This window comes from Nonomuraea glycinis (assembly GCF_035920485.1).
In the GTDB taxonomy this organism is placed as follows: Bacteria; Actinomycetota; Actinomycetes; order Streptosporangiales; family Streptosporangiaceae; genus Nonomuraea; species Nonomuraea glycinis.
In genome coordinates this window covers 2147191-2171591 of sequence record NZ_CP109166.1, presented here as the reverse complement: position 1 = coordinate 2171591, position 24401 = coordinate 2147191, and the positions used below count along the sequence as shown (strand labels likewise).

The following is a 24401-nucleotide window of genomic DNA, read 5'->3' as shown; positions in this document are numbered from 1 at the left end:
GTTGCCCACAGTCCAGAAGATGAGCATCGCCGTAGCCCTGCGCGCCGCGGCGGAAGGCGCGGGCGACCGGCCCGCCATGATCCAGGGCGACCGGAAGGCCAGTTACGCCGAGCTGGACGCCCGCTCCTCGCGGCTCGCCGGGGTCCTGGCGGAGCGCGGGGTCGGCCCCGGCTCGGTGGTCGCGATCTCCCTGTACAACTCGTTCGCGTACCTGGAGATCATGTACGCGGTGTTCAAGCTGGGCGCGCAGCCGGTCAACATCAACTACCGCTACCTCGCCCCCGAGCTGCACTACGTGCTCAACTACACCGACGCGGCGGCGTTCGTCTATGACACCACCCTGGCCGCCCAGGTCCAGCAGATGGACGGCGAACTCCCCAAGCTGGGCCTGTTCCTGGAAGCCGGCGCGGCCGCCGAGCCGGTCGCGCCGGCGGTGTCCTTCGAGTGGGCGGCCGAGCACGGCCCGGTCCACGAGGAGGTCAACACCGACTCGCCGCACGGCCTCATCCTGCTCACCGGCGGCACGACCGGCCGGCCCAAGGGCGTCGTGTGGGACCGTGACGGCCTGCTCGGCATCATCTCGTCGGTCTTCCGCCAGCACGACCTCCCGGCGCCCGAGACACCGAGCGAGGTGCGGGCCGCCGTCCGTGAGCTGCACGAGAGGAACCTCACCCCCATCGTGCTGCCGATGTCGCCGCTCATCCACGGCACCGGCCTCATGCAGACGCTGCGCAGCCTGTACGGCGGCGGCACGATCTGCTTCTGCACCTCCAAGTCCCTCAACGCGGACGAGGTGTGGCAGACCGTCCAGCAGCACGCGGTCACCGACATGGTCATCGTCGGCGACGCGTTCGGCCGCCCCCTGGTGGACTCCCTGACCACCGCCAAGAGCGCAGGGCAGCCGTACGACATCAGCAGCCTGAACCAGATGACCAGCTCCGGCGTCATCTGGAGCGCCGACGTCAAGCGCGAACTGCTGCGGCACGGCGACGGCCTGGCCCTGGTCGACAACATCTCGGCCTCCGAAGGCGGGCCGTTCGGGCTGGCCGTGGCGCGCACGGAGGCCGACGTGGCGGACGGGCGGTTCATGCTGGCCTCCGTCGCCCGCATCCTGGACGAGAACGACCAGGACATCAAGCCGGGCACCGGCCAGATCGGCATCCTGGCCAGCGCCGGGGCGCAGCCGGTCGGCTATCTCAAGGACCCGGAGCGGACGGCCAAGGTCTGGCGGGTCATCGACGGCGTCCGCTACTCGGCGCCGGGCGACCTCGCCTCGCTGGACGCGGACGGCAAGCTGATCCTGCTCGGCCGGGGCGACGGCGTGATCAACACCGGGGGCGAGAAGGTCTTCCCGGAAGAGGTCGAAGAGGCGCTGCTGACCCACCCGAAGATCACCGACGCGGTCATCGTCGGCGTGCCGGACCCGCGCTGGGGGCAGATCGTGGTCGCCGTCGTCGCCCCGGCGGACGCGCTCGCCGACGTCGAGGACGAGACGCTGAGCCGGCACGTGAGCGACAGGCTCGCCGGCTACAAGCGCCCGCGCCGGATCGTCCGGGTCGACTCGCTTCCCCGGAGCCCGGCAGGCAAGATCAACCGTGCGTCCGCCCGTGAGCTGGCGGTCAGCCAGGTGAAAGCAGAGGAGACAGCGTCGTGACCGGCATACCGTTCCCGATCGAGCAGGGCCATGTACGGGCCTTCGCCCGCGCCCTGGGTGAGGACGCGGACGTGATCGCGCCCACCTTCCCGATCGCCTTCGCCCAGTTCGACCCGGACTGGGGGCTGCGGATGCGCCCCGGTGTGCCGTGGAACGGCTCCGGCGCCGGGCCGGGCCAGTCGTCCGGCGGCGCCGGCGGGCTGCACGCCGAGCAGGAGTTCGAGTACTTCCGCCCGATCCGCGTCGGCGAGACGCTGACGGCCGTCAAGCGGGAGGGACGGACGTGGAGCAAGACCGGCGGGCGCGGCGTCCTCAACTTCGCCGAGCGGCACGTCGACTTCTTCGATGACGACAAGGAGCTGGTCGCCCGCTCGACCACGGTCTCGGTTACGGTCACCCCGAAGCCGAAGACCGACGACGACACCCCGGAGGCGGGCCGATGACCGTGGCAATCGACCAGCAAGTGCGCAAGGTCGTCGTGACAGACCTCAAACGCACGCAGATCGTGATGTACGCCGCCGCCGGTGGCGACTTCAACCCGCTGCACACCGACGAGCCGTTCGCCACCCAGATCGCCGGCAACCCGACCGTCATGGCGCACGGGATGCTCACCATGGGCCTGGCCGGCCGCGTGCTGACCGACTGGTTCGGGCACGAGAACATCCGGCGTTACCGCGCCCGGTTCAAGGCGCCCGTCTGGCCCGGCGACACCATCACCGCGACGGCGACCGTCACCGCGGTGGAGACGGTCGACGGGCAGCGGCGCGCCGAGCTCACCGTCTCGGCGGTGAACGCCTCGGGCGTGGAAGTGCTGTCCGGCAGCGCCACCGCGATCGTCGCCGACGAAAGTGCGGTGGCGTGATGGACACCGTCATGAACACCGTCATGAACGTCGCCGCGCTCGACGCGATCGACGTGCACACCCACGTGCAGATCTCCGTGCACGAGGCCCCCGAGTCGGGGGACAGCGACAAGTTCTCGGCGATGGCCGACTACTTCAAGGCCGGTGCGGTCCGGAAGTTCACCGTCCCCATGATCGCCGAGTACTACCGCGAGCGGAACATGGCGGCGATCGTCTTCGGCGTCGACGCGATGCACGTCAGCGGCCGGGAGCAGACCCCGACCAACGAGGAGATCGCGGAGCAGGCGGCCCTGCACAGCGACGTGCTCATCCCGTTCGCGAGCGTCGATCCGCATCGCGGCGCGGCGGGCGTGCGGGCGGCCCGGCGGCTGGTCGAGGAGTACGGCGTCCGCGGCTTCAAGTTCCATCCCACCTCGCAGGGGTTCTTCCCGAACGACCGGATGGCCTACCCGCTGTACGAGGTCATCGCCGAGCACGGGCTCACCGCGCTGTTCCACACCGGCCAGACCGGCGCGGGCGCGGGCACCCCGGGCGGCGGCGGGCTGCGGCTGAAGTACTCCAACCCGATGCACATCGACGACGTGGCCGTCGACTTCCCCGACCTGCAGATCATCCTCGCGCACCCGTCGTTCCCCTGGCAGGACGAGGCGCTCTCGGTCGCCATGCACAAGCCGAAGGTGTACATCGACCTGTCGGGGTGGTCGCCGAAGTACTTCCCGCCGCAGCTCGTGCAGTACGCGAACACGCTGCTCAAGGACAAGGTGCTCTTCGGCTCGGACTTCCCGATGATCACGCCGGAGCGGTGGCTGGCCGACTTCGCCAAGATCGCCATCCGGGACGAGGTCCGGCCGAAGATCCTCAAGGAGAACGCGGCCAAACTCTTCGGACTCACGTGACGGCACTCAGCAGGACAGCGCTCGGTTAAGACAGTGCTCGGTTAGGACAGTGCTCGGTTAAGGAGGTCGCGATGCATTACACCGGTCCCTTCGATCGGACGGTCGACGTGGTCGTGCTCGGTCTGGGCGACGCCGGTGCGGTCGCCGCGGTGACCGCGCACGACGAGGGCGCCGAGGTGCTCGTCATCGAGAAGCAGGCGGCCGGCGATCACCGGCCCAACAGCCGTTACGCCGCCGGCTTCTTCCTCGTGCCGCAGGACGTGGACGGCGCGGTGGAGTACCTCTCCGCGCTGTACGCGGTCAACGGCGAGCTGCCCCTGATCGAGCCCGACCTGATCCGCACCTGGGCGGAGGAGACGGCGGCCAACCCGGACTGGCTCGACCGGCACGGCGGCAAGTACCTCAAGCTGGACATCCGTGGCGAACACCCCTCCCTGCCCGGTCACGAGTCGATCAGGGTCTACAAGGCGCAGCCCACGAGCGGTCCCGAGGGCTACACCGGCTGCCCGATGCACGGCTTCCTGCGGAGCCTGGTCGCCGAGCGCGGCATCGAGATCCGGTACGGCACGGCGGCCAAGTGGCTGCTCACCGACTCGCGCGGCGCGGTCGTCGGGGTGCAGATCGAAGGCGCCGACGGGGTCGAGCGGATCGGCGCACGTCGCGGCGTCGTGCTCGCGGTCGGCGGCTTCGAGGCCAGCGAACGGCTGAAGACGCAGTACCTGCCGGTCACTCCGGTGCATTTCTACGGCACCGAGCACAACACCGGAGACGGCATCACCATGGCGGCCGAAATCGGCGCGGACCTGTGGCACATGAATGTCTGGCCGGGGCATTTCGTGGCGCGATTCCCCGAGGCCGGATACACCGGCGGAACGGGCATTGACCTGTGGGGATCAGGCCGGTTCGGACCGGCCGAGGGCGTGCGGCCGCCCGGGTCGATCTTCGTCGACGGGTCGGGCCGGCGATTCATCGGCGAGCCCGGCAAGCAGCACGCCGCCCATCTGTCGCTTTTGGCGATGGACGCCGATCAGCTCACTTACCCCCGGATTCCGACGTGGTGGATATTCGACCAGACCCGCTTCGACCGGGCGACGCTGGTCCCCACCTACTCGGGCCCCACCGGGCCGGTGCAGGACTACACCTGGAGCGAGGACAACGTGGCCGAACTGCGGCGCGGCTGGATCCAGTCGGCCGGCTCGATCCCCGAACTGGCCCGCGCCTGCGGACTCGACCCGGTCGCGCTGGAGCAGACGGTCGCCCGCTACAACGAGCACTGCGCGGCGGGCGTCGACGCCGACTTCGGCCGCGATCCCGGAACGCTGACCCCGCTCGGCGGTGACCGCTATTTCGCGGTTCCGCTATGGCCGGGGGGCTCGCATACCGTGGGAGGGCCGCGCCGTGACGCGAAAGCGCGGGTGGCCTCGATTCACGGCGGTTGGATAGACAATCTCTACTCCGCTGGTGAGCTAGGATCCTTGCACGGTCTGCTTTATCCGACAGGTGGCGGCAGTATCGCCGAATGTCTCGCGTTCGGCCGGATCGCCGGGCATAATGCCGCAGCCGACCAGACCGTCGGGAGTTGACTCTCATGCGACAAATGACATTGGGCCTCAGCAATATCGGCATCGTGCGCGTGGTGAAAACCGACAGCGGTAGGGATGGCTTGACGTGAGCACTGGTGATCGCGCCGGGGACGGCGGGAGTCAGGGCAACGGGTCCCAGACCTTGGATCGGGGCCTGAAACTGCTGGAGCTGCTCGCCGTGGAGGACCGCGACATGACCGTCGCGGAGCTGGCCACGTCGTTGGGCATGCACCGGCAGGCGGTCTATCGGCTGCTCACCACGCTGCGCAACCACCGCCTGGCCGCCGAGGGCAGCTCGGGCCGTTACCGGCTCGGCCTGGGCGTCATCCAGCTGGCCAGGCAGGCCAACCCGCAGTTGCGGCGCGCGGTCGTCCCCTACCTGCGGACGCTGGCCGAGGAGCTCGGCGTCACCACGCAGTGCGTCGTGTCGGAGGGGGCCGACGCCGTGGTGCTGGCGGTCGTCGAGCCGTCCGACGCGGTCTTCCACCTGTCCCAGCGCAGCGGCGCCCGGCATCCGCTCGACCAGGGAGCCAGCGGCCTGGCCATCATGCTGGCCCGGCCGCCCGAGGCCGACGACCCGCCCGGGGTCGTCGAGGCGCGCGAGCGCGGCTACGCGGTGTCGCGCGGCAACCTGACGCCGGGCGCGGTCGGCATCGCCGTGCCGCTCTACGACGGTGACGGACAGTCGCTCGAGGCGAGTCTCGGCATAGTGTCGATGGTCGACCTGGACGTCGAGCGCACCGCCAAACGCCTGCTCGCCACAGCGGAGCAGATCACCGCCCGGGAATAGCCGGTCAGAGCCACACCCGCACGGCGAGCAGCGCGACGAGGACGACGACGATCACCCCGCCGATGAGCACCTTCCCCAAGGTGGGGACCAGCGTCTGAGAGCCCAGCTGGTACGTCCGGCGACCGCTGCCGTCGTCGCCCGTGGCGGCGGTCACCCGGTCGAGGCCGGCCCGGACGCGATCGGCGATGGGCCGGCCGGTCAGGTTCAGGTCCCGCAGCATGCCGTTCGCCAGCGCGCGGAGCAGCGCCGCGTCCGTCCCCCGCCCGCTCTCGGCCACGATCGCGAGCTGGAACGGCGGGGGCGGATGGCCGATCTCCCGGAAGATCTCCTTGATGTCGGCCGAGGTGAGCTGCGCGCGATGGCCCAGCACGAGCACCTGCTGGTAGTAGCCGACGCTCTCCTCGGCGGAGCAGCTGGAGTCGATCGCCTCGATGAGATAGCGGTGCCGGGGCAGCGCACGGGTGATGGACTCCATGACCCGCGGATCGGCGACTTGGGCGCGTACCTTCGCCTCGGCCAGCACGATGTCCAGCACCTTGCGGTTGCGGGCCCGCACGGCGACGAGGAGCAGCTCGTCGGCCGACAGGCCGTCGAGGATGGGATCCAGCGCCTCGGCGCCGAGCAGGCTCGCGATGAGCAGTTGGCCCGAGAGGTCACCGCCGCTGGACAGGATCCGGGCCAGCGCGGCGCGCAACGGGCGTGCGAGCTGGGTTTTGTGCCGATCCGGCCCGCCCAGGTCGACCAGCATCTCCTCGACGTCGGCCGCGCGCATCGGCGACGGGTAGAGCAGCCGCAGCAGATACTCGAAGAAGTTCCGTACGTGCACCGAGCCGTCGAGCTGGGCGGGCGGGCGGATGGGGTTCTCCCTGACGAGCACGCGGTAGGTCTTACGGTCATGCTCGGTCACCTGATCGCCGGCCCGCTGGAGCAGCCGCGGGATGAGGGCGCGCAGCCGCGGCTCGTCGGACTGCGCGATGCTCTCCCGGCACTGGTGCAGCAACTGCTCCACCGAGGGCTCCGGCCGGGCCACGACGGAGTGCGGCTTGGTGGCGTCCCGGCCTCTGAGCAGGTCGATCGCGGCGGCGCAGTGGGATTCGTCGTCGAAGTCGCGCGGCTCGGTCAAGGTGGCGAACCACGCCATCAGCTCACGCAGGTCGTCGCCCTGGTAGCGGTTCAGCTCCTGCTCGTACAGCAGCGCCTGGCGAGGAAGGCCGGCCGGCGGGCAGCCCTCCCAGGGCAGCGCCCACGCGCCATGGGTGGGCGCCACCTCGGCGAAGGAGAGCCGGATCCGGTGCTGGGTGGCGCTGTTGGTCCAGGTGGAGACCGCCAGCATGTGGCGGAATCCGTACGGAAGGAGCGCCGCCACGGCGTCCAGGAAGTCGAGCCGCTGATCCACGGAGAGCTGGGCGGTCTGCACCACGCAGACGGGCCGCCCGGTGAGCAGGAGCCCGGCCGCCCGGCGGGCCGTGGCGTTCACCGCGTCGGCGAGCCGGTGCGCGTCGTAGGCCGGGAGGGAGAGCTCGAAGGGGGCGTCGCCGGCGAAGTGCTCCTTCACCAGCGCGTCGTGCAACGCCCGGTACGACACCCTGGAGGCGGCGTCCGCCCAGCGGACGCAGACGTAGTACGTCATCGCGTACGGGCGGTGGAAGCCGTCCTGGGAGTCCGGCTCCTTCTGCAGGGACAGGCCGAGCCAGAGCTCACCGGTGGTGAAGTAGCTGGTCGCGACCCGGGGCAGGGCACTGGGCTCCATGGTGCCGGAGGTGAACGCCTTGAGCCACATCCTGAAGTCTCGCCTGGTGATCGCCCCCGCGCTGCAGTCGATCACCTCGTAGTCGTCCAGGCTGGCCGGCTGCTTGCCGAGGGTCGCCCAGTGGGCGGTCAGCCGTACCATCAGCCGCTCCTCATCGTCCCGGGGCGGAGCATGCGGCCGAGCCAGAGCACCGGCTCCATGACGTTGATCGGGCGGATGTCGCCCCGGATCGTCAGCTTGCCGTTCGGGTTGTGGATGACGTTGAGGAAGTCGTCGGGGTCGAAGCGGCCGCGCTCGTCGATGTACATGCCGACCGCCGAGGTCACGAAGTATCTGATGCGGTCGGCGTGGAAGTTCGCCTCGATCAGGTCGAGGATCATCTCCGCGTTGTAGTCCCAGGCCTCCCGGCACAGCAGTCGGAAGAAGTCGCGGACCCGCTCCTCGGGCACGTGCGGGATCCGCAGCGCGTCGCCGGGATGGCGCTCGGTGAACCCGCCGTTCACCGCCCTGCCCAGCACGTTCGGGTCGTCGTACTTCGTGATGCAGACCGCGATGTAGTGGGGGAGCTTGCCGTCCGGGTACTCGTCGCCGGTGAGCAGTTGCCCGGCGATCTCCTGCAGCGCGGCGTCCAGGTGCCGGAAAGCGCCGCCGACGCGGCTCTCCTTGTCCGGGTCGAACATGTAGATCAGCCCGCGACTCCTGACGAGGCTGTCGACCAGGGTCTTCTTGTCGATGTTCGACTCGGGCTCGGCGTACAGGTCGCCGCGTACGTCCAGGAAGTCGAGCTTGATCTTGGGCGCCTTTCCCCGGCGCGCCTTCCACGGCCACCATCTCCGCCGCGCCTCCGGCGGCCCGATGATCAGCCAGGTGTAGCGGGTGAGCGCCTCGGTCGGCACCGGGAACGTGCGCTCCTGCAGCAGCGTCCTGCGCAGTTTGATGAGCTCCGTCCGGGAGACCGCGTTCTCCCCGATGAGCTTCCAGCCGGTGCTCCTGGCCTTGAGCAGCGCGATGCTCAGGGCGGCGAGGAAGGCGGTCTTGCCGCTTCCCGGCCCGCCCCACATCGCGATGTCGGGCTCGGCGACGTGCTCCGGTTCGCCGGAGGTGGGGTCAGGGTCGGTCACCGAAGTCCTCATTCTGGGAGACGAAGGGGAGAACGAGCGCGGCGGAGGACGGCAGCACCAGGCCGAGCCGGATCGTGAGCTCGTCCACGTTCACCGCGTCCACCTGGCACAGCGCGGCCGAGCCGAGCCGGTGCCACGGGGAGGAGGGGGAGGTGGGCAGGGTGTCGCAGATGACCGCGCTTCTCAGGTCGTGGCGCTGTTCGAGCTCACGCAGCAGGTCCGGCCAGTCGTAGCGGGCGGGGCACGGGGGCACCCGGTCGAGGCCGGAGCGGGCGGGGTGCGGCGGCCGCGCCCCGATGGTGAGCAGCGCCGTCCGTGTGTCGGCCGGCTGCGGGAGGAGCCGGGTGCTGGTCTCCGCGAGCACGTCCTCAAGCTGGGCGGCGTTCGGGTAGGTGGGTTCGGTGGGTTCGAGCGACTCCAGGGCGATCCGGGCCCGCGCCGGGGAGGCGGACCAGACGGCGACGTTCGGCAGGGCGTGGTTGGGATGCTTGATCCCGAAGACGTGGGTGCCGTAGCCGACAATGGACACCTGCGGTCGCGGGTCGTGACAGCGCTCGTCGAGGACGTCGAGGAGGCAGCCGGCCCAGTGGCAGCGCGCCTCCAACTCCGCCGCGGTGCCTGCCGTCTCGATGGCGCACACCAGGTGCGCGGGCCCGGCCGGGGGCCGCAGCCGAGCCGGCACCGTGGCCGTCACCTCCGCCCACGGCCGGGTGTCCGGCTGGAGGCCGGGGATGCCGGGGAAGCGGACGACGCCGGGCCGCTCCAGCACCGCCCGCAGCGAGTGCCGTCCGGGTGCCAGCGGCGCGTGGTCGACCGACAGCAGCCCCGAAGGCTGGAGCGGCCCGGTCCAGGCGGACACCGCGAGCAGCATGCCGCCCGCGTCGGTGCAGGTCACGGTCACCTGGGCGGTCGTTCCTGGCTTCGCGCCGGGATCGAAGAGATGCCGCCCCACCAGTTCGAGCCGGCCGTCCTTGGCACGTTCCCTGGCCACGATCAGGTCGTACGCCTGCCGCAGCGGTGAGTCGGCGATCAGGTCACGCAGCAGTCCCTCGACCGGGGTCCCCGGCGCCTCGACGACCTGGGCCGACGGCCGCCACTGGGTCAGCGCGCGCAGGCACGCCTCCTGCTCGGCCCCGCCGGCGCCCAGGAGCACCACGAACGGGTCCGCCTCCTCGGCGGGGACCAGCTCGCGGGCGAGGCCGCGTACCGCGTCGAGGATCTGTTCGCCGGAGGCGGTCAGGGTGGGCCACTTGGCGGCGGCCCTGCGCGTGAGGTAGGGGGTGCCGAGGTCGTCGACGCGGATTTCGAAGATCCGTAACCCGGCGGCGTCGATCTCCGCGACGACCAGCCGTTCCCCGAAGGAAGCGATCAGCTCGGCGAGCACGTTACTCAAAGGTTTCCTCACCCGCTTCAATGTCCGAATGTTCTTATGCTGATTAAAGCTATTAAGTCCGTTTTGCGATGGTTTATGGTTTTATATTAAAGTGGTTTGCCGACTGTTTAGGGTAGTGAGTAGATTGCCCGCAGAGTAGTGGATATAACAAACTTTCCGGAGTGACGAATGGTCGGTAGATGGTTGATCCTTTTGTCGGGGGCCCGGCCGGAGGTGCTGGACAGTTGCACGGGGGAGCGGGCCAGGTTTCACGGCCTGGGCGGCGCCATTCTCACCACCTCCTCCATCGCCGCCGTCTCCATGACGTTCGCGCTCGCCTCGGCGCTCAAGCTGTTCCCGCCGCTCGCCGTCCTGGTCGGCGGGGTCTGGGGCGTGGCGATCCTCAGCCTGGACCGCTGGCTGGTCACGTCCCTGCCGGTGGAGGGCGGCCGGCGGTTCGGGTTCGCCCTGCCCCGCCTGCTTCTCGCGTTACTGCTCGGGGCCGTCATCTCCACGCCGCTGATGCTGCAGATCTTCAAACCGGAGATCGACGCCGAGATCGTGGACATCCAGCAGGAGCGGGTCGACGCGTTCGCCCGCGCGCAGCAGAGTGGTGAGACCGGTCAGCGAATAGCCGATCTGGAGAAGTCCGCGGCGAATCTGGAAGCGGTGATAGCGTCGCGCGGCGAAATCGCCCTCGACCCGGCGGCCGACCCCCGGATCCAGGAGCTGAATAATTCTCGCAAGCAGGCGGTGCGGCAACGGGACGCGTTCTACCAGGAGTGGCAGTGCCAGTTGTACGTCGGGCCGCCCAAATGCGCCAAAAAAGGTAATGGCCCGCTGGCGAAAAAGGCGGAGGACGCGTACAACAATGCCAGTCGTCAGGTGCGGGACATCGACCGGCAGATCCAGCAGCGCAGGAGACAACTCGGCGACGTCCAGGACGCCGGCAAGCAGAGCAGGCTGGCCCAGGCCCAGGGCGGGCTGCCCGTCGTCAAGGCGGAGCTGGACAGCTTGACCAGGCAGCAGGCCAGGCTCAGGGACGCCTTCGCCAACGAGAACGGCGGCTCCGACGGCCTGCTGCTGCGCCTGGAGTCGCTCGGCAGAGTGTCCCAGGACAACCCGACGCTCAACTCGGCGCGGATCCTGCTGTTCCTGTTCATCCTGCTCATCGAGTGCCTGCCGATGGTCGTCAAGCTGATGCAGCGGCCCGGGAGCTACGACCGGATCCTGATCGAACTGGAGAAGCAGGAGGTCAATTCGGCCGTCGACCAGATCCACGACGCCGAGCGACGGCCGGGCCTGCGCGACGCTCCGACCAGGCAGTTCATCGCCGACGAGCCCCGTACCGAAATCTTCGAGAACACCGGCGGGCCGGCCGAGCCTCCGCCGGAGGAGCCGTACGAGAGCAGGAGCTTCGAGGACGAGGCGCTGCGCGACCTGCACGACAACCGGGCCACCCGGCCCGGTCCTGGCGACTCGGCGCGGTACGCGCACGCGGGGCTGAACGATGATTGGTGAGCGCGTCGCCGGCAGGTTCGTCATCGAGGCGCCGCTGGGCAGCGGCGGCATGGGCCGGGTCTGGCGCGGCCGGGACCGCAAACTCGGCCGGGTGGTGGCGCTCAAACAGGTGCGCGCGGACGTCGGCCGGCTGCCCGAGCTCCGCGCGCGGGCCGACCAGGAGGCGCGGGCGCTGGCCCGGATCGACCATCCGGGCATCGTCCGGGTGCACGACGTGCTCGACGCCCCGGACGGGCCGTGGATCGTGATGGACTACGTACGGGGCGCCGTGCTCGGGCGGTTGATCGCCGGCGGCCCCCTGCCGGAGCCCGCCGTGGCCCGGATCGGCGCGCAGGTGCTCGACGCGCTCATCGCCGCGCACGCGGTGGGGGTGCTCCACCGCGACGTGAAACCGGACAACATCCTGATCACCTCCTCGGGCGGGGTCGTTCTGGTGGACTTCGGGATCGCCGCCATCGAGGGCAACGAGCGCATCACCACGCTCGGCCAGGTGATCGGCACCTCGACGTACATGGCTCCCGAGCGGCTGCGGGGCGCCCCGGCGGGCGAGGCGGCCGACCTGTGGTCGCTCGGCGCCACGCTCTACACGGCGGTGGAGGGGCGGACACCGTTCGACCGGAGCACCGACGTGGCCACTCGATACGCCATCCTCGACCTGCCCCCCGACCCGATGACCCGATCGCACCGCCTCAGCCCGCCGATCCTCGGCCTCCTCACCAAGGACCCGGCCACCCGCATGACGGCCGCCGAGCTCGCGCGACGCCTGGAGCCCCTCGCCGGACGCACGCGGCGCCTGGAACACCTCACCGGGCGCGCGCAACCGCCACCACGCCCTCCCGCCGCGAAACCCACACCCCCACGGGAGACCGGCCCACCCTCGCCGGAGACCGGCGCGGCACCGCCACGCGTGCGCCGGACCTTCGCCACCGCGAACGCCGCAGACCGGGGCTCGATGGTCCTCGCGCTGCCCCCCGGTGACGCGGCGGCGCTTCTGGCCCAGCGGTCGCGGCTGTTCACGACGGCCGCGGTGGAGGAGATGTGCCGCCGCCCGGCGGCCTGCGCCAAGCTCCTGCAGATGCTCCTCCCGGACCGCGCGGGCCGACTGCTGGACCAGGTACGCGAACCCGACCTGGCGGCGGCCGTCGTGCTGGCGATGGACCCCCACCACCGAGGCCGGGTACTCGCCCACATGCACGACCGGCACTCGGCGGCGGCCGTCAGAGCGATGGCGACGACCGCCCTCCACCAGACCGGCCGCGCCCTCGCCACAATGCCCGAAGCCCCAGCCGCCCGCCTCCTGACCCGCCTCCCACCCCCCACGATCGCCGACCTGCTCAGACACTGCCCGCCCGCCACCCGCGACCGCCTGCTGTCCCAGCTACCGCCCACGACGAGAGAGGAGGTCGAGCGGAGACTCGCATGACGCCGCGGTCACCGTTCAGGTGGTCATCACGGCGCGTCTGACGGTTTCGCGGAGGAAGGTGCGGCGTCGGTCGTGCAGGTCCTGGGGTTCGTCGGCGGTTGCGGTGTAGACGTTGCTGACGGGGGACCAGGTCATGGACATGGCGATGACCAGGGCCATCACGTCGAAGGGGTCGCCCGGGATCACCAGGCCGGCGGCCTGGGCGTCGGCGATGGCGTGGAGTTTGTGGTCGTTGAGGTGGTCGGCCTCGGCGACGAGGTGGCCGGTCGGGCGTCGCTCCAGGCGGGCCCAGGTGGCCAGCCGGATGAGGTCGGGGCGGCGGAGGTATTCGTCGTAGAGGCGTACGGCCCAGTCCGACAGGTCGGTGGCGTCGATCGGGACGACGTTGACGATCCGCTCCAGTGAGGCGAAGAAGATGGCGTCGAACAGCCCTTCCTTGCTGCCGAAGTAGGCGTACAGCTGCGCCTTGTTGGTGCGGGCGGCGGCGACGATCCGCTCGATGCGCGCCCCGGCGATCCCGTGCTCGGCGAACTCCTGGGTCGCCACGTCGAGGATGCGACCGCGGGTCGCGGCGCCGCGCGGGGTCAGGGGCTGGGCGTCCATGCCGGCCAGCCTACCCAAACAGAACAGTTGGTCTGTTTGGCTGCTACGGTGAAACAGACCAACTGTTCTGTCTATAAAAAGGAGCCGGCATGAGGACCACAGTGGGATGGGGCGCGGACGACCCGGCGACGGCGCTGCGGCGGACGCCTGTCGAACGGCGTGACCTGCGCCCCGACGACCTAGCCGTACGGGTGGACTACTGCGGTGTCTGCCACAGCGACCTGCACGCCGTCCAGGCCCATGACGGCGGGACGACCCTGGTGCCGGGCCACGAGTTCACCGGCGTGGTGACCGAGGTCGGGCCCGAGGTCACCCGGTTCGCGGTCGGCGACCCGGTCGGGGTCGGCAACATCGTCGACTCCTGCGGCGAGTGCGCCATGTGCCGGGCCGACCAGGAGAACTTCTGCCACACGTTCCCGACCCTGACCTACGGCGGCACCGACCGCCACGACGGATCGGCCACCCTGGGCGGCTACTCCCGCGAGTACGTCGTCCGCGACCGCTTCGCCTACCTCCTGCCCGCCGGGCTCGACCCCGCTGCCGCGGCGCCCCTGCTCTGCGCCGGGATCACCGTCTGGGAGCCGCTGCGCGCCCTCGGCGTGGGACCGGGCAGCCGGGTCGCCGTGGCGGGACTGGGCGGTCTCGGCCATCTCGCGGTCAGGTTCGCCGTGGCGCTCGGCGCCGACACCACGGTCATCAGTCGATCGGCGGGCAAGGCCGACGACGCCCGCCGGCTCGGCGCCCATGACCTCGTCGACTCCACGGACCCGGATCGGCTGGCCGCCGCCCGGGACCGGTTCGACGTCGTCATCGACACCATCTCCGCACCCCACGACCTCGGCCCGTACCTGCGGCTCGTCGCCATGGACGGGACGCTCAGCCAGGTCGGCCACCTCGGCCCGGTCACCGTCGAGACGATGGATCTGCTCGTCGGCCGTAAGAGACTCAGCTCCGCGGGCAGCGGCGGCCGGGCCGCGACCGCCGCCATGCTGAACTTCTGCGCCGAGCACGGCGTCACCGCCGACATCGAGCTGCTCCCCTCGGCGCGGGTGAACGAAGCCTTCGACCGCCTCCGGCGCAACGACGTCCGCTACCGTTTCGTCCTCGACCTGTCCGATCTGTCGTGAGCGGCTATTCCGCGCGCAGCCGGGCGGCGTCCTGGCCGGGCGGTGCCCCGAACAGGCGGCGGTATTCGCGGTTGAACTGCGACGGGCTGTCGTAGCCGACCAGATGGGCGACGCCCACGACATCGCCCGCACGGGCCACCAGCAACGAGCGGGCTTCCTGGAGGCGGATGCGCTTCTGGTACTGCAGCGGGCTCAGGGTCGTGATGGCGCGGAAGTGCCGGTGGAACGCGGACGCGCTCATCCCGGCCAGCCGGGCGAGCTCGGCGATTCGGATGGGCTCGGCGTAGTTGTCACGAATCCACTGGATCGCCCGGCTGACCTGGGACAGGTTGCTGTCGGCCAGGCCGATCTGGCGGATCATGGCGCCGTGCGGGCCGGTGAGCAGCCGCCAGAGGATCTCCCGCTCGATCAGCGGGGCGAGCACCGGCGCGTCCTCGGAGTGGTCCAGCAGCCGCAGCATCCGGCCCGCGGCGTCCAGCAGGTCGGCGTCGACCCGGCCGGTCGCGATCGCGGGCGGCCCGTCCGGCGTGCCGGACCAGTGTCCGGCCGGGACCTCCAGCAGCAGCGGGGCGATGGCGGCCGGGCGCAGCACCAGCGCCATGGCCAGCGAGGGGGCTGTCGGGCCGATGTCCAGGAAGTGCCCGGTGACGGGCAGGTTCGCGGTGACGACCAGGCAGTCCCCGGCCCGGTACTCGAAGACCTGGTCGTCGAGCAGGATGCGCTTCCCGCCCTGGAACATGACGACCAGCAGCGGCTCGGTCAGCGAATGCTCCGGTGTCACCGTGTCGATGCTGGAGACCGTCAGCCCGGCGATCGGCGTCGTGTAGTCCGGCCGGGCATGGGCCGCGACGATGTCACGGCACTCGTTCACCAAATCGGGGATAGTGCGCACACCTCACGAAACCATCACCGAACCGCGCCGGGCAACCTGATCACTCCAATACGCGATCGAGCCGGATCGGCAGCCTTCGCTGCCGCTTCCCGGTGGCGTGCCAGACCGCGTTCGCGATCGCGGCCGCGGTGCCGACGTTCCCGATCTCACCGGCGCCCTTGATCCCGAACGGAATCCCGGGCTCATAATCCGGTACGAAGTCCGCCTCGATGTCGGGCACGTCGGCGTGCGCGGCGATGTGGTAGCCGGCGAAGTCCGCGTTCACGTGCCGGCCCGAGACCTGGTCGCGCACGCCCTCCTCGTGCAGCGCCATGGACAGCCCGCCGATCATCCCGCCGATGACCTGGCTGCGCGCCGTCAGCGGATTGACCACCTGGCCCACCGCGAACATCCCGAGCAGCCGCCGCACCCGCACCTCGCCGGTCGCCGGATCGACGGTCACCTCGGTGAACACCGCGCTGTAGGCGTGCCGTTCCATGGACGGCAGATCGTTGAGCAACTGGGTGGTGTCGACGGTGACGGTCACGCGTCGCGACGGATCGCGCGGCCGGTCCCGCAGCTGCGCGGCGGCCTCGGTGATCGCCCAGGTCCAGGAGGTCGTACCCCTGGAGCCGCCCGCGCTCCAGGCGGGGCCGAGCTCGCTGTCGGAGATGCGCAGCCGCACCCGCTCGGTGTCGATCGCCAGCGCGTCGGCCGCGATCGCGGTCAGCGCGGTGCGCGCGCCCGTGCCGAGGTCGGTGGCGGCGATGACCACGGTGAAGGTCCCGTCCACCTCGGCGGTGATCGACGCCACCGAGGGGAACGCCCCGACGCTGAAGGACGTGGCGGCCAGCCCGGTGCCGACGAGCAGGCGTCCTTCCCGCCGGGTCCGCGGCCGGTGATCACGCGTCGCCCAGCCGAACCTCTCCGCGCCCGTACGCAGGCACGCGACCAGGTTGCGGCTGCTGAACGGCAGGCCGGACACCGGGCCGACGGCGGGCTCGTTGCGCAGCCGGAGTTCGAGCGGGTCCAGGCCCAGCCGCTCCGCCAGCTCGTCCATGGCGGACTCGAGGGCGAACGACCCGGGCGCGGCGCCGGGGCCGCGCATCGAGTACGGCGGCAGGATGTCGAGGGGGACCGCGGTGTTCCGGGTGCGGATCGCGGGGGCCGCGTAGAGCGTCTTGGTGGGCTCGGTGCAGCCCTCGATGTACTCCGCGAGCGGGGAGAGCTCGAACGCGGGCTCGTGCTGGATCGCCCGCAGGCGGCCGTCCGCGTCGGCGCCGAGCCGGATCGGCTGCTCGGTCGCCGGCCGCATCGCGGTCATCAGGAACACCTGGTCGCGGGTCAGCGTGACGCGCACGGGCCGCCGGAACAGCGTCGCGCCCATCGTGGCCAGCACCAGCTGCGGCCCGCACAGGCCCTTGGAGCCGAAACCGCCGCCGACGTGCTCGGTGCGGACCCGTACCTGCGCGAAACCCAGCGAGAACAGCGTGGCCAGGACGGTGGCGATGAAGAACGGTCCCTGGTTGGAGTCGATGGCCTGCAGCCGCTCACCCTCCCACCACGCGGTCGCCGAGTGCGGCTCCATGGCGCTGCAGTGCTCCTCGGGCGTGTGGTAGCGCTCGTCGACCACCACCGCGGACGCGGCCAGCTCCGCCTCCAGGTCGCCGATGTCCTCCGGCCCGTCGAAGAGCGTCGCCGCCGGCCGGGCGTTCGGATGATCGGCGGTGAAGCCGGTGTCGTGCGGCTCCTGGTCGTAGGTCACCGGCAGCGCGTCGGCCGCCGCTTTGGCCTGCTCCAGAGTCTCCGCCACGACGAGCGCGACGGCCCGGCCGGCGAACGGGATCACGTCGTCCTGCAGCAGCTGCAGCCCGCCGTCGGGGCCGAAGAAGTGCCCTGCCTCCGGGTTGAGCCGGGGCGCGTTGCGGTAGTCGATCACGCCGAGCACACCGGGCATGTCCTTGACGGCCGCGACGTCGATGTCGCGGATGCGCCCGCGCGCCACCGTGGACACCACGACCGAGCCGAAGGCCAGGTCCCGCATCGGCTTGTCGGCGGCGTACCGGGCGCGGCCGGTGACCTTGGCCTGCCCCTCGATCCGGGGTCGCGCGACCCCGACGCTGTTGACCGCGTTCATGGGTGGATCTCCTCTCCTGCGCTCCGCCGGATCACGCCTGGTCCCGATCGGCGAGTTCGGTCAGGACGGCCACGATCAGGTTGCGCGCCAGCGTCACCTTGTAGCCGTTGCCGGGCAGTGGCTCGGCCGCCGACAGCTCCGCGTCGGCGGCGGCCCGGAACCGGTCGGCGGTGGCGGGCCCCTCCCGCAGGACGGCCTCGGCGCGCCGGGCGCGCCACGGCCGCGACGCGACCCCGCCGAGCGCGATCCGCGCCGATCCGGTGTGTACGTCCAGGTCGGCCGCGATGGACACGGTGGCGAAGGCGTACGACGCCCGCTCGCGAACCTTCCGGTACCGCGAGCGCGGGGAGACCGCGGACCCGGGGAGGGCGATCGCGGTGATCAGCGCCCCGGGCGGCAGCGCCGTCTCCCGGTCCGGCGTGTCGCCGACCGGCGGGTAGAACTCCGACAGCGGCAGCTCGCCGGGGCCGTCGAGCGTCTCGTAGTGCACGACCGCGTCGAACGCGGCCATCGCCACCGCCATGTCCGAGGCGTGGGTGGCCGCGCAGTGCCGCGACCAGCCGAGGACGGCGTGGTTGTGGTGCTCCCCGGCGATGGCGGCGCACCCGCTGCCGGGAACTCGCTTGTTGCACGCCTGCGACGGGTCGGCGAAGTAGCCGCACCGGGTCCGTTGCAGCAGGTTGCCGCCCACCGTGGCCATGTTGCGCAGCTGGCCCGACGCGCCCGCCAGGATCGCCTCACTCAACGCCGGATAACGCCGGCGCACCTCCGGATGGGCCGCCGCGTCGCTGTTGGTCGTCGTCGCGCCGATGACCAGCCCGCCGTCCGCCGCCTCACGCACCCCGTCGAGCGGCAGGAACCGTACGTCCACCAGCCGTGCGGGCGCCTCCACCCCGGTCTTCATCAGGTCGACGAGGTTCGTGCCGCCGCCGAGATAACGGGCGCCGTCGCCCGCGGCCACCAGGGCGAGCGCGTCCCGTACCGCTGTCGCGCGCCGATAGGCGAACTCCTTCACTTCGCCACCTCCTCGCGAGCGGCCGACAGGACCGCGCGCACGATCGACGGGTACGCGCCGCAGCGGCACAGGTTGCCGCTCATCCGCTCGCGCACCTCCGCCGCGTCCAGCTCCGGCGCCGGGGCGTCGGGGGAGACGTCGGCGGTGACGGCGCTCGGCCAGCCCGCCGCGTGCTCGGCCAGCATCCCGACGGCCGAGCAGAGCTGCCCGGACGTGCAGTAACCGCACTGGAAGCCATCGAGCCGGACGAACTCCCGCTGGATCGGCCGCAGCTCATCGTCACCGGCGAGGCCCTCGATGGTGGTGATCTCCGCGCCCTCGGCGGCGACCGCCAGGGTCAGGCAGGACACCACCCGCCTGCCGTCGCACAGCACGGTGCAGGCCCCGCACTGCCCACGGTCGCACCCCTTCTTCGAGCCGGTGTGGCCGATCCCCTCCCGCAACGCGTCGAGCAGCGTCGTGCGGTTGTCGACCAGCAGCCGGTGCGTCACGTCGTTGACGCGGAGCGCGATCTCGGCATGGGTGTCATCGGTCAATGTCTCGCCTTTCTCACCACGCGACGGACCCGCGTGTGTACGGCCGGACGGCAGGGGGGCTTTGACAAGCCATGTAAGCAGTCCGACAAAGGAGAGAGTGAGCCCAAAACTCGCGGACTCTTGCCCGATCCTGCTCGGGTCAGGACGTACGCCTCTTCAGTACGCCGACTCCGCCGGTCCGGGCGCCCGGACCGGGCTCAGGCGGTCCGGGTGCTCGCGTCACGGGCGCCCGGACCGGTCTCAGGCGAGCTGGGCGGCCGTCGTGCGCGCCGCCATCCGCCGCTCGAACCAGAGCGAGGTGAACGGCGGCACCGCGCACGCCAGGCCCAGCACCACCGTGCCGCGGCTCCAGCCCGCCTCCCGCGCGGCGAGCACCACGCCCAGCCCGTACAGCACGAACAGGGCTCCGTGGAGCGGCCCGAAGATCTTCACCCCGAGTTCGCTGGTCTCGGTGATGTACTTGAAGAACATCCCGACCAGCAGCCCTGCCCACGAGCACGCCTCGGCCACCGCCACGACCCGAAACCAGCGCAGCATGCTCCACCCTTTCACCCGAATATCGGGCAAACTCTACAGGCTGTAGAGGAAGGTCCCGGATGAGGGCCGGAGGTCAGCTCGTCCGGCAGGAGACCGATGGCCAGGTCCAGGTGCCGTTGTGCTTGATGGTGAGGCCGAAGGTGTTGCCGTTGCCGTTCGGGCGCATCGTCATCACCGTGGCGCTGGGCCAGGACGGGGTGCCGTTCCAGGTGGCGATGACCTGCTGCGGCGAGGTCAGGGTGACGGTGACGATCCAGGCGTTCGTCCCCGACACGGTGACCGACAGGTTGAAACGGTCGCTCCACTGCTGGCCCTGGGAGATGGTGGCGGTGCAGGTGCCGCCGCCGGGCGGGTCGGTGGGGTCGGCGCCGCCGTCGGGAGCGACGGCCCTGCCGGTGGCCGGGGAGATCATCCCGGCGCACAGGTTACGGCTACGCAGGTTCGCGGCGATCTGCGGGATGGCGTTCAGCGTCGTGGCGTACTGGTCGTGCATGAGGATGACCTGGCCGTTCTGCAGGCGGCCGGCCGCCTGGACGATCTGGGCGGTGCCGGCGCCGTTCCAGTCCTGCGAGTCGACGTCCCAGAGGACCTCCGTGAGGCCGAGCTGCTGCTCCACGGACCTCAAGGTCGCGTTGGTCTCGCCGTACGGCGGCCGGAACAGTCGTGGCGCGGTGCCTGTGGCCTGCTGGATGGTCTGCTGGGTGCGCTGCAGCTCCGACGACATCTGGGCGCTGCTGAGCTGGGTGAGGTGCGGGTGGGACCAGCTGTGGTTCCCGATCCACATGCCCGCGTCGCGCTGTGCCCGGACGAGGGACTGGTTGTTCTGGGCGTTCTGGCCGGTGTTGAACATCGTGGCCCGCAGGCCGTTCGAGGTCAGCGCGTTGAGCAGGTTGGCGGTGTTGCCGCCGTTGGGCCCGTCGTCGAACGTCAGCCCGACATAGCCGGCGCCGCAGTCGGCGGCCTGGGAGCGGCTCATGGCCACGGCCGAGGTGGCGGCCAGGCAGACGGCGAGGATCGCGGCCAGGAGGGCGGCGGTGAGTGCGGAAGTGCGGTTCCGATCGATCATGCTGATCCCTTGATCGTTGAGGGGTGACTTCGCCTGCGGTCATTGTGCGGACCACCCCGAAACCCGTCAACGAAGCCCAGAAATATTTCGACATCCGCAGCAGCTCACCTGCCTTTGAAGTGGTGCTATGCCGTCCGAAATATTTCGAGTCCAAGAAACTTTCAGACCGGTACGGTGCTATGCCCCGCGGGCTACTGACCACCTCGTGCCACCGGCCGGCGGTGGCACGAGGTGTCGCCGTCATCGCGAGTCGGGGCACCCGCGTACGGCGTAGGCGAGGAACTGGGTCACTTCGCGGTCGTCGAAGTTGTCGTCGGAGCCGATGACGAGCGTGCATTCACCGGTGCGGAGCCGGGGGCCCCAGGCGAGGCTCTCCAGGTTCTGCGTGGGGGTGTGCCGTTCGCTCAGGTCGAGTACGAGCCGCTTCCTGACCGCCTGGTACGGCCGGCCGGACGACAGGCTTTCCCTGTTCAGCACGTTCGTGGCCGATCGCAGGTCGATCTCGTACAGCTTGACCCGGTAGTTCACGCCCTCGATCCAGGAACGTTCCAGGGCGAGGTAGCGGGAGTCGTCGATGGCCAGGATCTCCGAGACCCCGGTGTCGGTGTGGCCGGTCGGCGGGACGGGGGCGGCGGGCAGGGGATCGATCGGGTACGCGTACTGGCCGCGGACCCGGCCGTCGCGGGACCAGACGGTGATGCGGGCGGGGGCGCCACGGTCGACCGTGGGCGGTTGGCCGTCCTCGAAGCGGGGGCCTTCGACGACGGCGGTGATGGATCGCCGGGTGAGGGTGACGCCCTCGAAGCCGAAGTTGCGGCGCGGTCCCTTGGCGGTGTCGGTCAGCCGGAGGTTGCGGGGGATCGGCAACTCGCCGAGGTGACGCCCGTTCGTGGTGGTCCAGCGGACGAACAGGTCGGAGACCGGGATGTCGGGATTCCTGTCGTCGGGGCGGTCGCCCTCGTGCGCCCACAGGAGCCTGCGGCTCCAGGGGTCGTACCGGATGCTCTCGGGGTCGGCCGACTCGGGCTTCCCGTACGCGGGGTAGGGGGTGCCGTCGGCGCGCCGGAGCGTGGTGACCCCCTCGACGCGGACGCCGGTGAACGCGCCGGATCGGTTGAAGTCGAGGCGTCCGGTGTAGAAGCGGGCGGGCTGGTAGCGCCAGCGGTCATCGGAGATGAAGTACCAGGTGCCGGTGCGCGGGTCCCGGTCGATGCCGGACAGGCCGCCGAGGGTGGTTCCGTCGACCTGCGTCTTGTGCGGGAGTCGTTGCTCGCCGAGGAACCGGGTGATGCGCAGACCGGGCACCCCCGGATCCGCGGCGGCCGCACTTCCGCCTATTCCGCCGATTCCGACCACGGTGACGAAAGCGACGGCGATTCTGCCAAATTTTCGCGGAATGTGCATACGAATCTCCTGTTCCCCTGAATGGCTTGCCGGGAATATGAGATCGCGTATTCGTGCGATTGTCACGCTGAATGGAAGTGGCGCTTTTAATGGGCCGGAGAATTTCCTGATATACCCGTTCTAAGTGCTCCACGCCCAGCGGACGCCCGCACGGACGCCCGCGCAGGTGCCCGGAAAATCGTTCGCTTCTCCCTGCCCCGCTGCGGCAACATGGCAGCGGCGATGTCGGCATTCGGGAGGGCGGACAGGCTATGCACGCACGACAAAAGGAAGCCGACGACGGTTCATCCGTCCGAAAGTCGGCCGTTATCCTGGCGCTGCGCTACTACTGTGGCGAGTTGCTTCGCCAGCGATGGGTCGCGGCGCCCGCGATGATACTGCCGGCGATGGGGAACATCTCCCTGTTCTATCTGGCGCCGCTGATGGTGGCCGGGCTGGTGGGGCGACTGGCCGAGGGCGGGGACGCCCCCATGGCCGCGCTCCTGCCCTACGTGCTCGGCTTCGGCGCGCTGCTGCTGCTCGGCGAGGTGCTGTGGCGGGTGGGACTGCACTTCCTCAACCGTACGGACGCACGGGGCATCGAACGGCTCGGCGTGGTGGGCATGGACGCGTTGCTGACGAAGGACGCCGCGTTCTTCCATGACAACTTCGCCGGTTCGCTGACCAAACGGGTGCTGGGGTTCTCCTCCAGGTTCGAGGACTTCGTCGACACGCTCACCTTCTCGATCATGGCCAAGGTGGTGCCGCTGATCTTCGCTTCGGTGGTGCTGTGGCAGTACCACCCGCTGCTGGTCGTCGTGCTCGTGGGCCTCATCATGCTCACCGGACTCCTCATCGCGCCGCTCGTTCGCCGTCGCCAAGCGCTGGTCGACAAGCGTGAGGCCGCCAAGGTGCTGGTGTCGGGCCACGTCGCCGACGTGCTGACCAACATGGAGACGGTCCGCGCCTTCGCCGCCGAGGATCGCGAGGCCGCCGAGCATCGGACCAGGGTCGCCGAGCAGCGCAGGCTGTCGCTGCGTTCCTGGGACTACGGCAACCTCCGGGTGGACACCGTCGTGGCCCCGTTCTCGGTCCTCACCAGCACCGTGGGCCTCCTCCTCGCGGTGGGGCTGCGTGGCGGTCTGGGCGTGGAGGCCATCGTGGTGACGTTCACCTACTACGCCAACGCGATCAACATCATGTTCGAGTTCAACCAGGTGTACCGGCGCATCGAGACCGTGCTCACCGAGGCCGCCCAGTTCACCGAACTGCTCCTCGTGCCGCCCACCGTGGTGGATCCGGCCGAGCCGCAGCCGCTGCGCCCCGCCGACGCGGGCATCCGCTTCGAGCGGGTGAGATTCGCGCACGACCAGGGCGCGGCACTGTTCGAGGACCTGGACCTGGACATCCCCAGCGGCACCAAGATCGGGCTGGTCGGCCAGTCCGGCGGCGGCAAGACCACGCTCACCCGGCTGTTGCTGCGCCTGATGGACATCGACGGCGGCCGGATCCTGATCGGCGGCCAGGACATCACCCGCATGCGCCAAGCCGACCTGCGGAGTCTCGTCGCCTATGTCCCCCAGGAACCGGCCATGTTCCACCGGTCGGTGCGGGACAACATCGCCTTCGCCCGGCCGGGCGCCACCGAGGCCGAGATCCTCCGGGCCGCGCGGGCGGCGCATGTCACGGAGTTCGTCGAATCGCTGCCGCACGGATTCGACACCCTGGTCGGCGAGCGTGGCATCAAGCTCTCCGGCGGCCAGCGGCAACGCCTCGCCCTCGCGCGGGCCATCATCCGCGACGCGCCGATCCTGCTGCTGGACGAGGCGACCAGCGCGCTGGACTCCGAGAGCGAGATCCTGGTCCAGGAAGCCCTGTGGCAGCTGATGCGGGACCGTACCGCGCTGGTGGTCGCGCACCGGCTGAGCACCGTCGTCCGCATGGACCGGCTGGTCGTGCTCAACCGGGGACGCATCGTGGAGCAGGGCACGCACAGCGACCTGATGCAGGCCGACGGCCCCTACGCCCGGCTCTGGCGGCACCAGTCGGGTGGCTTCCTGGTCGACGATGACGACACCTCGGACGTGCTCCAGCACTGACTTCGGGACGAACCTGCGACCTCGCTCGGACGCGACTCGGACACGGGGCCGTGAT

21 protein-coding genes are annotated in these 24401 nt (G+C 70.5%); 10 read left to right on the top strand and 11 right to left on the bottom strand.

Annotated features, from left to right (window positions below; genetic code table 11):
• Window positions 1-19: 19 nt before the first annotated feature.
• The 6 genes from OHA68_RS10020 (at window position 20) to OHA68_RS09995 (ending at window position 5785) form a co-directional block, all read left to right on the top strand.
• The gene (locus OHA68_RS10020) at window positions 20-1654 is read left to right on the top strand and encodes an AMP-binding protein (RefSeq protein ID WP_327107362.1); all 1635 of its coding nucleotides are present in this window, start codon (window positions 20-22) and stop codon (window positions 1652-1654) included.
• Window positions 1651-2097, top strand: coding sequence for an FAS1-like dehydratase domain-containing protein (locus OHA68_RS10015; protein WP_189138101.1), 447 nt, complete (start codon window positions 1651-1653; stop codon window positions 2095-2097). Before OHA68_RS10020 ends, OHA68_RS10015 begins: the two co-directional genes overlap by 4 nt.
• Window positions 2094-2516: a MaoC/PaaZ C-terminal domain-containing protein gene (locus OHA68_RS10010; RefSeq protein WP_327107361.1), complete on the top strand. Its 423-nt coding sequence runs from the start codon at window positions 2094-2096 to the stop codon at window positions 2514-2516. The genes OHA68_RS10015 and OHA68_RS10010 overlap by 4 nt, the downstream gene beginning before the upstream one ends.
• Complete coding sequence (locus tag OHA68_RS10005; protein ID WP_327109483.1) at window positions 2516-3412, top strand: amidohydrolase family protein; 897 nt, start codon at window positions 2516-2518, stop codon at window positions 3410-3412. Before OHA68_RS10010 ends, OHA68_RS10005 begins: the two co-directional genes overlap by 1 nt.
• Before the next feature lie 71 nt (window positions 3413-3483).
• Entirely contained in the window at window positions 3484-4995 is a 1512-nt protein-coding gene (locus OHA68_RS10000) for an FAD-dependent oxidoreductase (RefSeq protein ID WP_327107360.1), read from the top strand.
• Between the two features lie 85 nt (window positions 4996-5080).
• Complete coding sequence (locus tag OHA68_RS09995) at window positions 5081-5785, top strand: IclR family transcriptional regulator (protein WP_189138104.1); 705 nt, start codon at window positions 5081-5083, stop codon at window positions 5783-5785.
• 4 nt (window positions 5786-5789) lie between these two features.
• Here the strand turns inward: OHA68_RS09995 and OHA68_RS09990 are convergent, their stop codons facing one another.
• From OHA68_RS09990 to OHA68_RS09980, 3 genes are read right to left on the bottom strand one after another with little or no spacing between them, the layout of a single operon-like run.
• Window positions 5790-7676: a hypothetical protein gene (locus OHA68_RS09990; RefSeq protein WP_327107359.1), complete on the bottom strand. Its 1887-nt coding sequence runs from the start codon at window positions 7674-7676 to the stop codon at window positions 5790-5792.
• A complete protein-coding gene (locus OHA68_RS09985; protein ID WP_327107358.1) occupies window positions 7676-8656 on the bottom strand; it encodes a hypothetical protein in 981 nt (326 codons plus the stop codon). Before OHA68_RS09985 ends, OHA68_RS09990 begins: the two co-directional genes overlap by 1 nt.
• Entirely contained in the window at window positions 8643-10049 is a 1407-nt protein-coding gene (locus OHA68_RS09980; RefSeq protein WP_327107357.1) for a hypothetical protein, read from the bottom strand. Before OHA68_RS09980 ends, OHA68_RS09985 begins: the two co-directional genes overlap by 14 nt.
• 183 nt (window positions 10050-10232) lie before the next feature.
• On the opposite strand from OHA68_RS09980, the gene OHA68_RS09975 reads away from it, so the two are divergent.
• A complete protein-coding gene (locus tag OHA68_RS09975; protein WP_327107356.1) occupies window positions 10233-11549 on the top strand; it encodes a DUF4407 domain-containing protein in 1317 nt (438 codons plus the stop codon).
• Complete coding sequence (locus OHA68_RS09970; RefSeq protein ID WP_327107355.1) at window positions 11539-12972, top strand: protein kinase domain-containing protein; 1434 nt, start codon at window positions 11539-11541, stop codon at window positions 12970-12972. The genes OHA68_RS09975 and OHA68_RS09970 overlap by 11 nt, the downstream gene beginning before the upstream one ends.
• 15 nt (window positions 12973-12987) lie before the next feature.
• Here the strand turns inward: OHA68_RS09970 and OHA68_RS09965 are convergent, their stop codons facing one another.
• Entirely contained in the window at window positions 12988-13575 is a 588-nt protein-coding gene (locus OHA68_RS09965; protein WP_327107354.1) for a TetR family transcriptional regulator, read from the bottom strand.
• 89 nt (window positions 13576-13664) lie between these two features.
• On the opposite strand from OHA68_RS09965, the gene OHA68_RS09960 reads away from it, so the two are divergent.
• Window positions 13665-14702, top strand: coding sequence for an NAD(P)-dependent alcohol dehydrogenase (locus OHA68_RS09960; protein ID WP_327107353.1), 1038 nt, complete (start codon window positions 13665-13667; stop codon window positions 14700-14702).
• A gap of 4 nt (window positions 14703-14706) precedes the next feature.
• On the opposite strand, the gene OHA68_RS09955 is transcribed toward OHA68_RS09960, so the two are convergent.
• From OHA68_RS09955 to OHA68_RS09925, 7 genes are all read right to left on the bottom strand, one after another.
• The gene (locus OHA68_RS09955) at window positions 14707-15573 is read right to left on the bottom strand and encodes an AraC family transcriptional regulator (protein ID WP_327107352.1); all 867 of its coding nucleotides are present in this window, start codon (window positions 15571-15573) and stop codon (window positions 14707-14709) included.
• A gap of 61 nt (window positions 15574-15634) precedes the next feature.
• The gene (locus OHA68_RS09950; RefSeq protein ID WP_327107351.1) at window positions 15635-17710 is read right to left on the bottom strand and encodes a xanthine dehydrogenase family protein molybdopterin-binding subunit; all 2076 of its coding nucleotides are present in this window, start codon (window positions 17708-17710) and stop codon (window positions 15635-15637) included.
• Between the two features lie 31 nt (window positions 17711-17741).
• The gene (locus tag OHA68_RS09945) at window positions 17742-18725 is read right to left on the bottom strand and encodes an FAD binding domain-containing protein (RefSeq protein WP_327107350.1); all 984 of its coding nucleotides are present in this window, start codon (window positions 18723-18725) and stop codon (window positions 17742-17744) included.
• Window positions 18722-19261 (bottom strand): (2Fe-2S)-binding protein, encoded by a 540-nt coding sequence (locus OHA68_RS09940; RefSeq protein WP_327107349.1) that lies wholly within the window; start codon window positions 19259-19261, stop codon window positions 18722-18724. Before OHA68_RS09940 ends, OHA68_RS09945 begins: the two co-directional genes overlap by 4 nt.
• Window positions 19262-19501: 240 nt before the next feature.
• Window positions 19502-19798, bottom strand: a complete 297-nt coding sequence (locus OHA68_RS09935) for a DUF3817 domain-containing protein (RefSeq protein ID WP_189142510.1) — start codon at window positions 19796-19798, stop codon at window positions 19502-19504.
• Window positions 19799-19871: 73 nt separating this feature from the next.
• The gene (locus OHA68_RS09930) at window positions 19872-20864 is read right to left on the bottom strand and encodes a polysaccharide deacetylase family protein (protein ID WP_327107348.1); all 993 of its coding nucleotides are present in this window, start codon (window positions 20862-20864) and stop codon (window positions 19872-19874) included.
• A 240-nt stretch (window positions 20865-21104) separates the two neighbouring features.
• On the bottom strand, window positions 21105-22268 hold the full coding sequence (locus tag OHA68_RS09925; protein WP_327107347.1) for an esterase-like activity of phytase family protein: 1164 nt from the start codon (window positions 22266-22268) through the stop codon (window positions 21105-21107).
• 386 nt (window positions 22269-22654) lie between these two features.
• Between OHA68_RS09925 and OHA68_RS09920 the strand changes: the two genes are divergently transcribed.
• The gene (locus tag OHA68_RS09920; RefSeq protein ID WP_327107346.1) at window positions 22655-24346 is read left to right on the top strand and encodes an ABC transporter ATP-binding protein; all 1692 of its coding nucleotides are present in this window, start codon (window positions 22655-22657) and stop codon (window positions 24344-24346) included.
• Window positions 24347-24401: the final 55 nt, after the last annotated feature.